Below are 13575 nucleotides of genomic sequence, written 5' to 3' on the forward strand. Positions count from 1 at the left end.
TTCTGCGGTATGCCTTACAGCGTCGGATAGTCGATATAACCCACCGGGCCTTTAGCGTAGAACAGCTCCGGACGCGCATCATTCAACGGCGCATCCGCCTTCAAACGAGCCGGCAGATCCGGGTTGGCAATGAACGGCACACCAAACGCCACAGCGTCAGCCTTGCCACTGGCCAGCCACTCGTTAGCGCTGTCCTTGGTGAAGCGCTCGTTGGCGATGTACGGGCCGCCGAAGGCTTCTTTCAATTGCGGGCCGAGGCTGTCGGCGCCTTCTTTCTCACGGGAGCAGATGAACGCGATGCCGCGCTTGCCCAGTTCCCGTGCGACGTAAGTGAAGGTTTCCGCCAGGTTGTCGTCGCCCATGTCATGGGAGTCAGCGCGCGGCGCCAGGTGCACGCCGACACGGCCTGCACCCCAGACTTCGATCGCTGCGTCAGTCACTTCCAGCAATAGGCGCGCACGATTTTCCAAGGAGCCACCGTAGTTGTCGGTGCGCTGGTTGGTGCTGCTTTGCAGGAACTGGTCGAGCAGGTAACCGTTGGCGCCGTGGATTTCCACACCGTCGAAACCGGCGGCTTTAGCGTTCTCGGCACCGGTGCGATAAGCGTCGACGATGTCGGCGATTTCAGCGGTTTCCAGTGCACGCGGCGTCGGGTAGTCGGCCAGTGGACGCACCAGGCTGACGTGACCTTTCGGTTGAATCGCGCTCGGGGCCACCGGTGCTTCACCGTTAAGGTACGACGGGTGGGAAACCCGGCCGACGTGCCACAGTTGCAGAAAAATCTTGCCGCCCGCGCCGTGAATGGCTTTGGTGACGTTGGCCCAACCGCGCACTTGGTCGTTGGACCAGATGCCCGGGGTATCCGGGTAGCCAACGCCCATCGGCGTTACCGACGTGGCTTCGCTGAGGATCAGGCCAGCGGAGGCGCGCTGTACGTAGTATTCGGCCATTAGCGCGTTTGGTACGCGACCTTCGTCAGCGCGGCAGCGGGTCAGCGGCGCCATGATGATGCGGTTGGCCAGCTCGATGTCGCCGAGTTTGATCGGATCAAAAATAGTTGCCATGTCTACAACCCTCGTAAGTGGAAAGTTAATCAGTTAGTAGCAGGGGCCAGATCGGCATTGCCGTTCTGACGGAAAGTAATCAGGGTCACCAGCAAGGCGAGCACGGCCAGCGCGGCGGCTGCGAGCGGTACGCTGGTCAGGCCGTAGCCGTGGGCGATGACGCTGCCGCCAACCCAGGCGCCGAGGGCGTTACCGACGTTAAAGGCGCCGATGTTCAGAGTCGAAACCAGGTTTGGAGCGGCTTTGCCGAAGGTCACCACGTTGACTTGCAGCGCCGGCACGGCGGCAAAACACGCGGTGGCCCAGAGGAACAGGGTGATTTCAGTCGGGATCAGCGCGACGCTGGTCCAGGTCAGCACGGTGGAGACCACGGCCATGGCGATGAACACGCCGATCAGCGTCGCGGCCATGCCTTTGTCGGCGAGTTTGCCGCCGATGATATTGCCGACAGTCAGGCCCAGGCCGATCAGCATCAGCGTCCAGGTCACGCCACGTGGCGACACGCCGGTGACTTCGCCGAGCAGCGGGGCAACGTAGGTAAACAGGGTGAATACGGAAGCGGCGAACAGCGCGGTCATGCTCAGCGACAGCCAGATCCCGGCACCTTTGAGGGCGGCGAGTTCGGCGCGCATGTCGAGTTTTTCTTCGTCACGCTTGGCCGGCAGGAAGCGGATCAGGCCGATCAGCGCAATCACGCCGATGACGGTCACCGCCCAGAAGGTCGAGCGCCAGCCGTATTGCTGACCCAGCGCGGTACCCAGCGGCACACCGAGGACGTTGGCCAGAGTCAGGCCGGTGAACATCAACGCCACCGCCGACGCACGCTTGTTGGCCGGCACCAGATTGGCCGCGACGACAGAACCGATGCCGAAGAAGGCACCGTGGCACAGCGCGGTGATCACTCGGGCGAACATCAGTACGTTGTAGTCACTGGCAATGGCACAGAGCAGGTTGCCGACAATAAAGATGCCCATCAACGCGACCAGTGCTGCTTTGCGCGGCAGTTTGGCGGTGGCCATTGCCATGAACGGCGCACCGATCGCCACGCCGAGGGCGTAACCGGTCACTAGCCAGCCGGCGCCGGGGATCGACACACCGAGGTCGGCCGCCACATCGGGCAGCAGGCCCATGATGACGAATTCGGTGGTGCCGATGGCGAAGGCGCTCAAGGCGAGGATGAGTAGCGAGAGGGGCATGCAGGTTTCCTTGTCGGCTGGCTGACGTTAAGGGTCAGAGCTCTTTACTGAGGGTGCTGAGGAACGCCTGGATCACGTCCTCGTTACGTTTGAAAAAGTGCCATTGCCCGGCCTTCTGGCTGCTGATCAGACCGGCGCGTTGCAACGTTGCGAGGTGTGCGGAAACAGTCGACTGCGACAGGCCGCAGCGTTGATCGATCTGCCCGGCGCAGATGCCGTACTCGTGGTTGTGCAACTGTTCCGGAAATTCGTTCTTCGGGTCTTTCAGCCAGTTGAGGATGTCTCGCCGTACTGGGTGCGCCAGGGCTTTTATTATTTCGTCGAGGTCGAGGTTCATGGCAGGGTGCTCACAATGTGTACAACGCTATATCGCGATGTGGCGAAATATAAATCGTTAGATCGCGATACACCAATATGATTTTGATCTGACGTCAGCATAAATTGGTATATCGCGTTATAACGATACATGGGTGTATGGCTTATGGGCCGCAGTGCTAAGCTGCGCCCATGAACTATCTCGCACATTTACACCTCGGTGGCCAGCGCCCCGGGCAACTGCTCGGCAGTCTGTATGGCGACTTCGTCAAAGGCCGGCTGCAAGGGCAGTTTGCGCCGGAGGTGGAAGCAGCCATTCAACTGCATCGACGGATTGACGTATTCACCGATCGCCATCCGCTGGTGGACGTCGCGCTGGGGCGGTTTACCGAGACGCGCCGGCGTTATGCCGGAATCGTGCTCGATGTGTTTTTCGATCATTGCCTGGCGCGGGACTGGCGGCTGTATGCCGATCAGCCGCTGGAGGTTTTCACCGCTGACGTGTATCGGGTGCTGAGCCACGAGCGGCAACTGCCGGAGCGGCTGGCGAAGATCGCCCCGCACATGGTCGCCAATGACTGGCTGGGTTCGTATCAGCAATTTGAAGTGCTGGAGCAGGTGTTGCGCGGGATCTCGCGGCGTCTGACCCGGCCGGAAGAACTGGCGGGGGCGATGCAGGAGTTGCGGCGGTTGTATGAGCCGCTTAGCGAAGACTTCCGCTTGTTTTACCCCCAACTCCAGGACTTCGCACAAAACCCCGAATCACCGAGGATCTAAATGTGGGAGCGAGCCTGCTCGCGAAGGCGGCGTTTCATTCAGCATCTATATTGGCTGAAACACCGCTTTCGCGAGCAGGCTCGCTTCCACAGGGGGGATTTCAAGCAGCAATCAATTCACCTGCACGACGCGGTTCAGACGGTTTCGCCACCTCACCAAACAACGCCTTCTGCACCGCCTGCTGCGCCTCGAATGCCAGCGCCGCACGCTCACGCCCCTGACAGGCAATCGGCTTGAGAATGTGCACTTCAACATCGCCGCAATCGTTGCTGAACAAACGCATCAGATGCGAGAGCAAATCGTCGTCGCCAATGAACGGCGCCAGCGCATCGATTTTGCCGTCACGCAGATAACGGATCGCCACCGGTTGCAGCATCACCTCGGAATCAATCGCCGCCGCCAGCAAACGACCGTGAAAGGTGCGCAAAGAACGGCCATCGGTGGTGGTGCCTTCCGGAAACATCAGCAACGCATGATCGGTTTGCAGGTGACGGGTCATCTGCTTGCGGATCAACTGGCTGTCGCCCGAACCGCGACGGATGAACAGGCTGCCAGCCTTCGCCGCGAGCCAACCGGCCACCGGCCAGGTACGCACTTCGGCCTTGGATAGAAACGACAGTGGCGTGAGCATGCCAAGCAATGGAATGTCAGTCCACGACACATGATTGCTGACCCATAGCATCGGCTGTTTCGGCAGCTCACCGTGCACGGTCAGGCGAAAGGGCAGGGCGTTGCTCAGGCGCGCCATGAAGAACCGCGACCAGCGCTGACGCCGCTCCATCGAATGCGCCAGGCCAATCCGTTCAAATACGCCGAAGACGCTGGCCATGGTCAAACCCAGCGCCACCACCAGCAGCACCCGCGCGATCCGCGCGTACACGCGCAACCGGCTCATCACACCGCCGCCTTGAAGTGCTTGGCGTAGCGCGGGCAGAGTTCGTCGCGCTTGAGCAGGATGAACACGTCGGCGACCTGGAAATCTTCATCCCAGCATGGCTCGCCGCAGATCTTCGCGCCCAGACGCATGTAGGCCTTGAGCAGCGGCGGCATTTCCGCGATCACGTTCGATGGAATATCCAGCGTCGGCAGCGGATTTTTCGGCTCGGCGCGCAGGTGTTCGGTGCACAGATACCGTTCGCGCAGACGCTGCATGATCGCGTGGGCTTGGATGCCGCCGTCCTGCATCGGGATGCTCGCGCAACCCATCAGATAGCTGTAGCCGCCCTGATTCAGCACTTCGGCCAACTCCCCCCACAACACCGCGATGGTGCCGCCGTTGCGGTAAGCCGGGTCGACGCAGGTGCGGCCGATTTCGAGGATCGGGCCTTGCAGATGCGCCAGGCCATGCAGGCTGAATTCTTCTTCGCTGTAGAACTTGCCGAGGCTGCTGGCGGCCGTGTGATCGAGCAAACGCGTGGTCGCCACCAGGCGCCCGGTGTTCAAGTCACGTACGCCGATGTGGCTGCAGTGAACATCATAATCATCCATGTCCAGACCCAGTTCCGCGCCCTTCAACTTGGCGTTGAACTCGCCGCTAAAGACGTTGAAGCGCAGGGCCTGGGCTTGCTGCAAGGCCTCGGCGCCGATCAGGCGTTCGGCTTGCAGGCGGCGTTCATTGCCGGTGTCGCTGATGCGGGCGATCTGAGTCATGTGAATCTCCGTACGGGCCTTTAACCCGTCGTGGGTTGCAGCCGATCGACTTTCTTTATGCAGCCGTGTTGTGCAAAGTCAGGCTATGTAGCCCCGGTGTCATCGCCATGAACGTTCGGTGATGCTTATATGACAGCCCACAAGGAGCCTCTTATGCCCTGGCCAGATCTGCTGCACAGCCGTGACCGATTACCCGCCGTTGCTGACCTGGCCGAGGGTTTTGCGACGTTGTTGCAGCAACTGGGTAACGTCACACCGTTCGAATTGGCGGTCGCGGGCGGGCGGCGAATGGCGACGCCGGGGCTGGCGTTTCTGGTCGGTTATCAAGCGGCTTTGCGCATGTTGTGGCCGAGTGCGCCGCTGAGCCTGGGCGCTTTGTGTGCGACCGAACAGCGCAGTTTGCGCCCGGCGGACATGCACACAAGGCTGAGCGATTTGCGCTTGAGTGGACGCAAGGATTTCGTCACGGCGGGCGATGCGGCGGACTGGTTGCTGATTGCTGCGCGCAGTGAAGCACCGGGTGAAACGCCGCGCCTGAGTCTGGCCGTGGTCTATCCCGGCGAACCCGGCGTGACCGTGGAGAAACTGCCGGCGCTGCCGTTGATGCCGGACATCAGTCATGGCCGCTTGCAGCTTGATGGGGCGTTGTGTGAGTTGCTCGCCGGTGATGGTTGGGATGCTTACGTCAAACCGTTTCGCACCCTTGAGGATGTCTACGTGCTGAGCGCGATGACCGCGTGGTTGTATGGCGTCGGGCAGGACAGTGACTGGCCGCAGGCGCTGCAACTGCGTTTGCTGGCGCTGTTGGCCGGTTGTGCCGAGGCGAGCCGGCAACCGCCGAACAATCCGGCCGGGCATGTGTTGTTGGGTGGATTGTTTGCGCAGTTTGAAGCGCTGGAGGGGGAGGTGAGCCAAGCGTTGGCTGACGGGCCGGCAGAGTGGGCGCAGATGTGGCAGCGCGATCAGGGGGTGATGCAGTTGGCCTCCGGCGCTCGGGCCAAGCGGTTGGCCAAGGCGTTGGCGCAGGCTTGACTGGCCTCTTCGCGAGCAAGCTCGCTCCCACAGTTTGATGGCATTCCAACTGAAGGAACTCGCTCAACTGTGGGAGCGAGCCTGCTCGCGAAGGCGGCCTCAACAACACCACACATCTGTCATAAACCCCGACTAATCTCAGCAGGTTGATTCCCAGAGCCCTCCCCATGTGCAAAGGCCTGACCCTGTTCCTGTTGCTGATCAGCTTCACCGTCCACGCCGAACAATGGCCGGGCGAAGAATGGCCAACCGGCCCGAAGGTCACCGATACAGAGGCACTGGAAAATTACGCCTTCCCACCCCGCGATGACACCACCCGTAGAGGCATCCGTACCGACGCGTTGCTGATCATCCGCGACGGCCAGATCATCTACGAACGCTACGCCGGCCCGACCACAGCACAAACACAGCACCTGACCTGGTCGATCAGTAAAAGCCTGATGGCCACCGTCCTCGGCGTCGCTTACGGCGAAGGCCTGTTCAAACTCGACAATCCAGCCGTGAAGTTTTACCCGCCGCTGGCAAAACATCCCGCCATCAAAATCGCCGATCTGCTGCACTGGGCGTCCGGCATCGATTGGCAGGAGGACTACGAATACGCGCCACTGAAATCATCGGTGGTGGCGATGCTCTACACCCGTGGTCATCGCGACATGGCTGCATTTACCGCTGAGCACGACACCTACGCCGAACCGGGGCAGACCTTCCGTTATTCCAGTGGCGACAGCAATCTCTTGGCGGCAGCGTTGAAAAACATCGTCGGCCCACAACGTTATCCGGATTATCCGTGGACGGCGTTGTTCGAGCCCTTGGGCATTCGCCACGCCGTGTGGGAAACCGATGCCAGCGGCACGTTTGTCGCCTCGTCTTACGCTTACCTGACAGCCCGGGATCTGGCGCGCGTCGGTCTGTTGATGGCCCGCGACGGGCGCTGGAATGATCGGCAATTGCTGCCCAAAGACTGGCTCGCGTTCAACCTTAAACCGTTCGCCGGTTACAAGGCTCATCAGGACGAAGCCGTGCCCGGCGGTCAGTGGTGGCTCAATCGTCCGGCGGATGGCGCCGCGTCTCCGTGGCCCGATGCACCGCCCGATACCTTCGCAGCCCTTGGTCACTGGGGCCAGGCGTTGTACGTGATTCCTGGCGAGAGGCTGGTGATCGTGCGTTACGCCGATGATCGCGACGGCAGTTATCGCCACAACGAGTTGCTTAAGCGTGTGTTGAAGGCGGTGCAGCCATGAAGCGCTTTTTGCTGTTGTTGCTTGTCCTGCTGCTCGGTTGGGGCGTTTACGAGCGCGAGAATCTGTGGGCGTTTCCGGACATCATCAGTGCGTACACCGCCAAGGAATATTGTTCGTGCCGTTACGTGATGAACAACGATTCCGAATATTGCCGTGGCTATGTCAAACAATGGCTGCCGACCAGCGGTTTCACGGATGACAGTGCCAGTAAAACCATCACCGTCAGCGGCATGGGCCGCAGCAACAGCGCGCATTGGCAAAGCGAACGCCAGGGCTGTCGTCTCAATCCCTGAAAACACCCGATGGTTTTTTGTGGGAGCGAGCCTGCTCGCGAAGGCAATAGCAGGCGCACCTTCTCTGTTGAGGCAGATGACGTCTTCGCGAGCAGGCTCGCTCCCACTGGATGATCTTCAGTTTGCAATAACCGCGTGGGCGGTTAAGGTTCGTGCAGGTTTATCGGCCCCACGAGTGTTCAATGTTCAACCGCTCCCTCTGTGCAACCCTGTCCAGCCTGCTGCTCGCCGCCGTCGCGCTGCCGGCGCAGGCCAATTGGTACCTGGACGGCGAGTCGTCGCGGCTGTCGTTCGTCAGCACGAAAAACGCCAATGTTTCCGAAGTTCAGCGCTTTCTGGTGCTGCACGGCAAGGTCGACCCTAACGGTCGCGCTGAAGTCGAAGTCGAGCTGGACTCGATCAACAGCGGCATCCCGCTGCGCGATGAGCGCATGCGCAAGGAGCTGTTCCAGATCGAGCAATTCCCCGAAGCGACCATCACCACCCAGATCGATCTGCGCCCGATCAACGATCTGGCCCCCGGCGCGCAGCTGGAATTGCGTTTGCCGCTGACCGTCAACCTGCACGGCAAACAACACGAATACCCCGCTGAATTGTTGGCGACGCGTCTCGATGACCGCCGCTTTCAAGTGGTGACTCTGGAGCCGCTGGTGATCAACGCCGAGGATTTCGACCTCGCGCCGGGGCTGGAAAGCCTGCGCAAACTCGCCGACTTGTCGGCCATCAGTCTGTCGGTGCCGGTGGGTGCGGTGCTGATTTTCACGGCGCGCTGACATGCGCGGCGCGGTGTTCCCGTGGCGCGACGGCAACCGGTTCGAATTGTTGATCGACGGCCCGCAATTCTTTCCGCGCATGCTCGAGCAGATCGCTGGCGCGCAGGAACAGATCGAACTCGAGCTGTACCTGGTCGAGGCCGGTGCCTGTGCCGAAACCATTGTGCAAGCGTTGGTGCTGGCCGCCGAGCGGGGCGTGCGGGTGCGGTGTCTGTTCGATGATTACGGCAGTCTGGCGTTCACGCTCAATTTGCGTCAGCGCCTGACTCATGCCGGGGTCGAACTGCGTTTCTACAATCGGCTGAACTGGCGGCGCTGGGTCGGTAATTTCTACCGCGATCACCGTAAGTTGCTGCTGGTCGATCAATGTCTGGCGGTGGTCGGCGGCACCGGTGTCACCGATGAGTTCTGGACCCCGGGTCATGACAGCAGCGAATGGCACGAAGTGATGGTCGAGATCCGTGGGCCGTTGGTGATCGACTGGCAATTGCTCTTTGATCGTCAGTGGATCGCCAACCGCTATCGCCGCGCCTGGCGCCCGGCCGCGCATTTCGGCTTGCCACGGTTACCACGGGTGCCGGACAAGGGTGAGGGCATGGGCCGCGTGGCGTATGCCGACGCCCGCCAGCATCGCGACATTCTGCAGTCGCTGTTTCGCGCGCTGAACAGCGGGCAAAAACGCATCTGGATGGCCACGCCGTACTTCCTGCCAACCTGGAAAATCCGCCGCTCCCTGCGCAAGGCAGCGGCGCGCGGAGTCGACGTGCGCTTGCTGCTGACCGGGCCGCGCACCGATCACCCTTCGGTGCGTTATGCCGGGCATCGCTACTACCCGCGACTGCTCAAGGCCGGGGTGCAGATTTTTGAATATCAGCCGTGCTTCCTGCACCTGAAAATGGTCTTGGTCGACGACTGGGTGAGCATCGGTTCGTGCAACTTCGATCACTGGAACCTGCGCTTCAATCTGGAGGCGAATCTGGAGGCGCTGGATCCGTCGTTGACGGCAGCGGTCGAGGCGAGTTTTGTGAAGGACTTCGGACTGAGTCAGTTGGTGAGTCTTGAGGAGTGGCAGCGCCGGCCGTTGTGGCGACGGGTGAAGCAGCGGGTGTGGGGCTGGGTGGATCGGGTGGTGGTCAACATTCTCGACCGCCGCGGCTAGTCGCTCACCGTTGATCGTTCCCACGCTCTGCGTGGGAATGCAGCCCGTGACGCTCCGCGTCACTGGACGCGGAGCGTCCCTTGAGGCATTCCCACGCGGAGCGTGGGAACGATCAGGGGCGCCGGGGGGTTACAGCAATTCAAAGCTCTGCTGCGTCACGTCCTGGGAATCCAGGCCGATCTGCACGTTGAACTTGCCAGGCTCTGCTGCGTACTTGAGCTGGGCGTTGTAGAACTTCAGTTCATCCTCGCTGATGGTGAAGTGCACGACTTTCTGTTCGCCGGCCTTGAGCATGATTTTCTGGAAGTTCTTCAGTTCCTTCACCGGGCGGATCATCGAGCCGGTGACATCCTGAATGTACAGCTGCACCACGGTTTCGCCGTCACGCTTGCCGGTGTTCTTCACCATCACGCTGGCGTCGAGCTTGCCGCTGGCGTTCAGGGTGGTCGACGACAGCGCCATGTCGCTCAGGGCGAATTGGGTGTAGCTCAGGCCATAACCGAACGGGAACAGCGGCCCCGTGGTGTCATCGAAATATTGCGAGGTGTAGTTGCCCTGTTTGCCCGGCGTGAACGGCCGGCCAATGCTCAGGTGGTTGTAGTACGTCGGGATCTGGCCCACGGAGCGCGGGAAAGTCACCGGCAGTTTGCCCGACGGGTTGTAGTCGCCGAACAGCACGTCAGCGATGGCATTGCCGCCCTCGGTGCCGCTGAACCAGGTTTCCAGAATCGCGTCAGCCGACTGGTTCTCTTCGAGAATGGTCAGCGGGCGGCCGTTCATCAGCACCAATACCAGCGGTTTGCCGGTGGCTTTCAACGCGCGGATCAGCTCGCGCTGGTTTTCCGGGATGTTCAGGTCGGTGCGGCTGGAGGATTCGTGGGACATGCCACGGGATTCGCCCACCGCTGCCACGATCACGTCAGCGTCCTTGGCGGCTTTCACTGCTTCGTCGATCAGCACGTTGGCCGGGCGCGGATCATCGACCACTTCCGGCGCGTCGAAGTTGAGGAAGTTCAGGTAATCCAGGACCTTCTTGTCGCTGGTGATGTTGGCGCCACGGGCGTAGATCAGGTTCGCCTTGTTGCCGATCACCGAGCTCATGCCGTCGAACAGGGTCACTGATTGCGCCGGCTTACCGGCGGCAGCCCAACTGCCCATCATGTCGATCGGGGCTTTGGCCAATGGGCCGACCAGCATGACTTTCGCGTCTTTCTTCAGCGGCAGGGTTTCGTTTTGGTTCTTCAGCAACACCATGCTGCGACGCGCAACTTCACGGGCCTCGGCGCGGTGCAGACGGCTGTCGGCGTAGGTGTCGACCGGATCATCTTCAGCCTTGCCGATGCGCAGGTACGGATCCTTGAACAGGCCCATGTCGTACTTGGCGGCGAGCACTTCACGCACGGCGTTGTCGATGTCTTTCTGTTCGATCTCGCCGGCCTTGAGCAGCCCCGGCAGCTCTTTGCCGTACAGGGTGTCGTTCATGCTCATGTCGATGCCGGCCTTGATCGCCAGTTTCGCCGCTTCACGACCGTCGCGAGCGACACCGTGCTTGATCAGTTCGAAGATCGCACCGTGGTCGCTGACCGCCAGGCCTTTGAAGCCCCAGTCGCGGCGCAGCAAATCGTTCATCAGCCAGGTGTTGGCCGTGGCCGGAATGCCGTTGATCGAGTTCAACGCGACCATCACACCGCCGGCGCCGGCATCAATGGCGGCGCGGTACGGCGGCAGGTAATCCTGGTACATCTTCACCGGACTCATGTCGACGGTGTTGTAGTCGCGGCCACCCTCGACGGCGCCGTACAGGGCGAAGTGCTTGACGCTGGCCATGATGCTGTCGGCGGCGCTCGGTGTAGCACCCTGGTAGGCCCGGACCATGACGCCAGCGATGCGCGAAGTCAGGTAGGTGTCTTCACCGAACCCTTCGGAGCTGCGGCCCCAGCGCGGGTCGCGGGAGATGTCGACCATCGGCGCGAAGGTGATGTCGAGGCTGTCGGCGGCGGCTTCTTTCGCGGCAACACGGCCGGACTGGCCGATGGCGTCCATGTCCCAGCTCGACGCGAGGGCCAGCGGAATCGGGAAAATCGTACGGTGACCGTGGATCACGTCGTACGCGAAAAACATCGGAATCTTCAGGCGGCTGCGCATGGCCGCGTCCTGCATCGGACGGTTTTCCGGGCGGGTGATCGAGTTGAAGGTGCCGCCGATGTTGCCGGCAGCGATCTCTTTGCGGATCAGCTCGCGGGGCATTTCCGGGCCGATGCTGATCAGGCGCAGTTGGCCGATCTTTTCATCAAGGGTCATCTGGTTCATCAGGTTGCTGATGAACGCGTCCTTGTTTTCCAGGGGTACCGGGGTCGTAGCGGCCACTACTTGATGACTGGCCAGACTGACGAACAGACCCAGCAAACACAGCTTCTTCATGAATATTTTTCTCAAGGGCCCAAGCGGCAATGCAACGCCGGCCAGCCAAAATTTAGGGAGCGACTATTGTTGTTCGGGTACAGGCTCAAAGAAACAGAGCCAAAAACGGCAGCCGACACTTGGCAGCATGATCACGCAGGGCACTTTTTAGCCCATTGCCCCGTCGTAATCCAGCGACGCGGCCGATTATGCCCCAAGAGCCCGCTGAGAATGTTTCGCGCTCGGTTTTTATAATGATATGTGCCAAGGAGCATCACTGCGATGAATGCAAGTCCAACCTATCGCTCGCGTTTGCAGGTCGCCACGCTGCTGGTGCTGGCCACGTTGCTGACGGCGTGCGGCATCAACAATATCCCGACCCTCGACGAACAGGCCAAAGCCGCATGGGGCCAGGTGCAGAACCAGTACCAGCGCCGCGCCGACCTGATCCCCAATCTGGTGGAAACCGTGAAGGGTTACGCCAAGCATGAAGAAGAAACCCTGACGGCAGTGATCGAAGCCCGGGCCAAGGCGACCTCGATTCAGGTCGACGCCAGCACCCTCGACAACCCGGAAAAGCTCAAGCAATTCCAGCAGGCGCAGGATCAACTGACCGGCGCATTGAGCCGCTTGATGGTGGTGTCCGAGCGCTACCCGGACCTGAAGGCCAACCAGAATTTCCTCGCCCTGCAATCGCAACTCGAGGGCACGGAAAACCGCATTGCCGTGGCGCGCCGCGATTTCATTCTGGCGGTGCAGAAATACAACACCGAGATCCGTACCTTCCCCGGTCGCCTCTGGCACAGCGTGATGTACAGCGATCTGCCGGTCCGCGAAACCTTCGAAGCCACCACGCCCGGCGCGGAAAAGGCCCCGGAAGTGAAATTCTGATTCGAGGTTGTCCATGCGCGTGTTGAAAATGGGCCTGGTGCTGATGCTGTGGCTGTTCGCCGTCAGCGCCCGGGCCGAATTGACGTTCCCGGCGCTGAGCGGGCGAGTGGTGGACGAAGCGCAGATGCTCGAACCATCAGTGCGCGCGCAACTGAGCCAGCAGTTGCAGGCCCACGAACAGGCGACCGGCGAGCAGTTGGTTGTCGTCACGTTGCCGGATCTGCAAGGCACGACCATTGAAGACTTCGGCGTTCAGCTCGGGCGGCACTGGGGCATCGGGCAAAAGGACAAGAATAACGGCGCGCTGCTGATCGTCGCCCGTGACGAGCGCAAACTGCGTATCGAAGTCGGTTATGGCCTGGAGGACCGCCTGACCGATGCGCAGACGTCGGTGATCATCCATCAAGTCATCACGCCCGCGTTCAAGAGTGGAAATTTCAGCAAAGGCATCAGCGATGGCGTGGCGGCGATGCTGGTGGTGCTGGGCGGCAATCCGCTCGACGAGCCGTCGACGGTATATGAGTCGAGCGGTGACCCGTCCGATGATTTCATCTCGCGGCATCCGGGATTGTTCGTGTTTTTGGTGATGTTGTTCATCCTGACGGTGTTTGTCTGCCAGATGCTCGGTATCCTGCCTGCCGGCCGGGGAGGCTCCGGAGGAGGGGGCGGCTTCGGCGGTGGTGGTGGTTTTGGCGGCGGCGGTGGGGGTGGAGGCTTCAGCGGCGGCGGAGGCAGTTTCGGCGGCGGTGGTTCATCCGGCGGCTGGTGACCTTAAAAGAATAAT

General features: G+C 61.1%; 14 protein-coding genes. 8 read left to right on the forward strand and 6 right to left on the reverse strand.

Annotation, left to right across the window (positions count from 1 at the left end; all coding sequences use genetic code 11):
- Positions 1-14: 14 nt before the first annotated feature.
- Genes ACZZ0G_RS18740 through ACZZ0G_RS18750 form a run of 3 tightly spaced genes read right to left on the reverse strand, consistent with a single transcriptional unit; the run spans position 15 to position 2597 of the window.
- A complete protein-coding gene (locus tag ACZZ0G_RS18740; protein ID WP_007917079.1) occupies positions 15-1064 on the reverse strand; it encodes an alkene reductase in 1050 nt (349 codons plus the stop codon).
- Between the two features lie 29 nt (positions 1065-1093).
- Positions 1094-2260, reverse strand: coding sequence for an MFS transporter (locus ACZZ0G_RS18745; protein ID WP_034153084.1), 1167 nt, complete (start codon positions 2258-2260; stop codon positions 1094-1096).
- 34 nt (positions 2261-2294) lie between these two features.
- A complete protein-coding gene (locus tag ACZZ0G_RS18750) occupies positions 2295-2597 on the reverse strand; it encodes an ArsR/SmtB family transcription factor (protein WP_007917068.1) in 303 nt (100 codons plus the stop codon).
- Positions 2598-2767: 170 nt separating this feature from the next.
- Between ACZZ0G_RS18750 and ACZZ0G_RS18755 the strand changes: the two genes are divergently transcribed.
- Positions 2768-3352 carry an acyl carrier protein phosphodiesterase gene (locus tag ACZZ0G_RS18755; RefSeq protein WP_463557109.1) on the forward strand — a complete coding sequence of 195 codons (585 nt, stop codon included), beginning with the start codon at positions 2768-2770 and terminating at the stop codon, positions 3350-3352.
- 100 nt (positions 3353-3452) lie between these two features.
- Here the strand turns inward: ACZZ0G_RS18755 and ACZZ0G_RS18760 are convergent, their stop codons facing one another.
- Together ACZZ0G_RS18760 and olsB are read right to left on the reverse strand one after the other, a co-directional pair.
- On the reverse strand, positions 3453-4247 hold the full coding sequence (locus ACZZ0G_RS18760) for a lysophospholipid acyltransferase family protein (protein ID WP_463557110.1): 795 nt from the start codon (positions 4245-4247) through the stop codon (positions 3453-3455).
- The gene (olsB, locus tag ACZZ0G_RS18765) at positions 4247-5002 is read right to left on the reverse strand and encodes an L-ornithine N(alpha)-acyltransferase (protein ID WP_007916280.1); all 756 of its coding nucleotides are present in this window, start codon (positions 5000-5002) and stop codon (positions 4247-4249) included. The genes ACZZ0G_RS18760 and olsB overlap by 1 nt, the downstream gene beginning before the upstream one ends.
- 153 nt (positions 5003-5155) lie before the next feature.
- Between olsB and ACZZ0G_RS18770 the strand changes: the two genes are divergently transcribed.
- The 5 genes from ACZZ0G_RS18770 (at position 5156) to ACZZ0G_RS18790 (ending at position 9500) form a co-directional block, all read left to right on the forward strand.
- Positions 5156-6034, forward strand: coding sequence for an acyl-CoA dehydrogenase middle domain-containing protein (locus ACZZ0G_RS18770; protein ID WP_463557111.1), 879 nt, complete (start codon positions 5156-5158; stop codon positions 6032-6034).
- Positions 6035-6201: 167 nt separating this feature from the next.
- Positions 6202-7275 (forward strand): serine hydrolase domain-containing protein, encoded by a 1074-nt coding sequence (locus tag ACZZ0G_RS18775; protein WP_463557112.1) that lies wholly within the window; start codon positions 6202-6204, stop codon positions 7273-7275.
- Positions 7272-7568: an amidase gene (locus ACZZ0G_RS18780; protein ID WP_463557113.1), complete on the forward strand. Its 297-nt coding sequence runs from the start codon at positions 7272-7274 to the stop codon at positions 7566-7568. The genes ACZZ0G_RS18775 and ACZZ0G_RS18780 overlap by 4 nt, the downstream gene beginning before the upstream one ends.
- Before the next feature lie 182 nt (positions 7569-7750).
- Complete coding sequence (locus ACZZ0G_RS18785) at positions 7751-8341, forward strand: YceI family protein (protein WP_016982797.1); 591 nt, start codon at positions 7751-7753, stop codon at positions 8339-8341.
- A 1-nt stretch (position 8342) separates the two neighbouring features.
- The gene (locus tag ACZZ0G_RS18790) at positions 8343-9500 is read left to right on the forward strand and encodes a phospholipase D-like domain-containing protein (protein ID WP_463557114.1); all 1158 of its coding nucleotides are present in this window, start codon (positions 8343-8345) and stop codon (positions 9498-9500) included.
- A gap of 129 nt (positions 9501-9629) precedes the next feature.
- Here the strand turns inward: ACZZ0G_RS18790 and bglX are convergent, their stop codons facing one another.
- Positions 9630-11921, reverse strand: a complete 2292-nt coding sequence (bglX, locus tag ACZZ0G_RS18795) for a beta-glucosidase BglX (protein ID WP_463557115.1) — start codon at positions 11919-11921, stop codon at positions 9630-9632.
- A gap of 261 nt (positions 11922-12182) precedes the next feature.
- Between bglX and ACZZ0G_RS18800 the strand changes: the two genes are divergently transcribed.
- The gene (locus ACZZ0G_RS18800) at positions 12183-12791 is read left to right on the forward strand and encodes a LemA family protein (RefSeq protein ID WP_463557116.1); all 609 of its coding nucleotides are present in this window, start codon (positions 12183-12185) and stop codon (positions 12789-12791) included.
- Positions 12792-12804: 13 nt separating this feature from the next.
- Positions 12805-13560, forward strand: a complete 756-nt coding sequence (locus tag ACZZ0G_RS18805) for a TPM domain-containing protein (protein WP_460367747.1) — start codon at positions 12805-12807, stop codon at positions 13558-13560.
- Positions 13561-13575: the final 15 nt, after the last annotated feature.

It is taken from the genome of Pseudomonas sp. AC169 (assembly GCF_979258515.1).

Coding starts and splice junctions, on each gene's coding strand:
- bglX (WP_463557115.1), bottom strand. CDS start 11,921: ATGAAGAAGCTGTGTTTGCTGGGTCTGTTCGTCAGTCTGGCCAGTCAT.
- ACZZ0G_RS18805 (WP_460367747.1), top strand. CDS start 12,805: ATGCGCGTGTTGAAAATGGGCCTGGTGCTGATGCTGTGGCTGTTCGCC.
- olsB (WP_007916280.1), bottom strand. CDS start 5,002: ATGACTCAGATCGCCCGCATCAGCGACACCGGCAATGAACGCCGCCTG.
- ACZZ0G_RS18790 (WP_463557114.1), top strand. CDS start 8,343: ATGCGCGGCGCGGTGTTCCCGTGGCGCGACGGCAACCGGTTCGAATTG.
- ACZZ0G_RS18800 (WP_463557116.1), top strand. CDS start 12,183: ATGAATGCAAGTCCAACCTATCGCTCGCGTTTGCAGGTCGCCACGCTG.
- ACZZ0G_RS18755 (WP_463557109.1), top strand. CDS start 2,768: ATGAACTATCTCGCACATTTACACCTCGGTGGCCAGCGCCCCGGGCAA.
- ACZZ0G_RS18780 (WP_463557113.1), top strand. CDS start 7,272: ATGAAGCGCTTTTTGCTGTTGTTGCTTGTCCTGCTGCTCGGTTGGGGC.
- ACZZ0G_RS18750 (WP_007917068.1), bottom strand. CDS start 2,597: ATGAACCTCGACCTCGACGAAATAATAAAAGCCCTGGCGCACCCAGTA.
- ACZZ0G_RS18770 (WP_463557111.1), top strand. CDS start 5,156: ATGCCCTGGCCAGATCTGCTGCACAGCCGTGACCGATTACCCGCCGTT.
- ACZZ0G_RS18760 (WP_463557110.1), bottom strand. CDS start 4,247: ATGAGCCGGTTGCGCGTGTACGCGCGGATCGCGCGGGTGCTGCTGGTG.
- ACZZ0G_RS18785 (WP_016982797.1), top strand. CDS start 7,751: ATGTTCAACCGCTCCCTCTGTGCAACCCTGTCCAGCCTGCTGCTCGCC.
- ACZZ0G_RS18775 (WP_463557112.1), top strand. CDS start 6,202: ATGTGCAAAGGCCTGACCCTGTTCCTGTTGCTGATCAGCTTCACCGTC.
- ACZZ0G_RS18740 (WP_007917079.1), bottom strand. CDS start 1,064: ATGGCAACTATTTTTGATCCGATCAAACTCGGCGACATCGAGCTGGCC.
- ACZZ0G_RS18745 (WP_034153084.1), bottom strand. CDS start 2,260: ATGCCCCTCTCGCTACTCATCCTCGCCTTGAGCGCCTTCGCCATCGGC.